1 protein-coding gene is annotated in these 1,238 nt (G+C 48.0%); it reads right to left on the bottom strand.

The window, feature by feature from the left end:
* Nucleotides 1–8 precede the first annotated feature (8 nt).
* Nucleotides 9–1,171, bottom strand: a protein-coding gene (locus BIT28_RS00070; RefSeq protein ID WP_089153641.1) for an IS3 family transposase whose coding sequence is annotated in 2 segments (ribosomal slippage) — nucleotides 9–916 and nucleotides 916–1,171 — 1,164 coding nt in all. Because the reading frame shifts where the segments join, the coding sequence is not laid out codon by codon here.
* Nucleotides 1,172–1,238: the final 67 nt, after the last annotated feature.

The raw sequence follows: 1,238 nt of genomic DNA, 5'->3' as shown, positions 1-1,238 counted from the left end.
TGTTGTGGTCAACTAATTCCGGACACTAAGTTAAGTCGATTTTCTACTTCAGCTGGTGCGATTCCACCACTATAACTGTGTGGTCGTTGCCAGTTGTAATAGTCCATCAGATAAAAACTGATATCCTTCATTGCTTCGGACACAGAGCGGTAACCCGCTGTGGGCACCCATTCTGACTTCAAGCTTCGAAACAGCCTTTCCATAGGCGCATTATCCCAACAGTTACCTCGGCGGCTCATGCTCTGCTCCATGCGGTAGCGCCACAAGTACTGTCGGAACTTACGGCTGGCGTACTGGCATCCTTGGTCAGAGTGAAACATTACGCCCTCAGGACAGCCTCTTTGTTCGTAAGCCATCGCTAATGCCTTTGTTACTAATGCTGCGTCTGGCTTGTCTGATAGTGCCCAACCAACAACTCGGCGGCTGAACAAATCAATAACGACAGCGAGATAGCACCATCGATTTCCAGCCCAGATATATGTAATGTCACCACACCACACTTGATTTGGCACGCTGACATCGAACTCTCTGTTCAGGCGGTTCGGGATATCTGGACGCTCAATGGCCGCACTTCTATATATATGAGAGCCAGGTTGCTTACTCATTAGCCTGGCTTCTTTCATCAAGCGTCTCACTTTGAAACGACCGATGGTGTAACCACGTTCGCGCATCATTGCAACGATAGAGCGGCTGCCAGCCGAACTCCGGCTTAGAGTAAATAAACGCTTTACTTCGCTGCGTAAAGCCAAGCGCTCAACATTAACGTGTTGCTGCCTTTGTTTGTACTCGTAGTAGCTTGATGAGGCGACTTCGAACACGGAACAGACCATTTCAACCGTATCATGCTCCCTCAACTGGTCTATCAGCGTGTACGTTCGAGTTCGTCCGACATTAAGAGAGCAGTGGCCTTTTTTAGAATGGCTTTTTCTCGCTCTAGGCGATGAATACGAGCCTCTAGTTCTTGGATCTTCTGCTGCTCTGGCGTCAACGCTTTAGAGTTCGGCGTTGTTCCATTCCGTTCCTCTTTTAGTTGCTCGACCCAGCGCCGCAATGCTGTATCTCCAACATCAACAGCACGACTTGCTTCTGTAATTGTATAGTTTTGGTCAAGCACTAGACTTGCTGCATCACGCTTGAACTCTGGACTAAATGATCGACGTTTTTTGGTCATTGAACACCTCTTAATGAGTGGTAACTTTACCACCTAAAATGGTGTCCGGCTTTATTAGACCACTACA

Source organism: Photobacterium proteolyticum, assembly GCF_001939735.1.
Lineage (GTDB): Bacteria > Pseudomonadota > Gammaproteobacteria > Enterobacterales > Vibrionaceae > Photobacterium > Photobacterium proteolyticum.
This window is presented reverse-complemented; position numbering and strand designations above follow the sequence as displayed.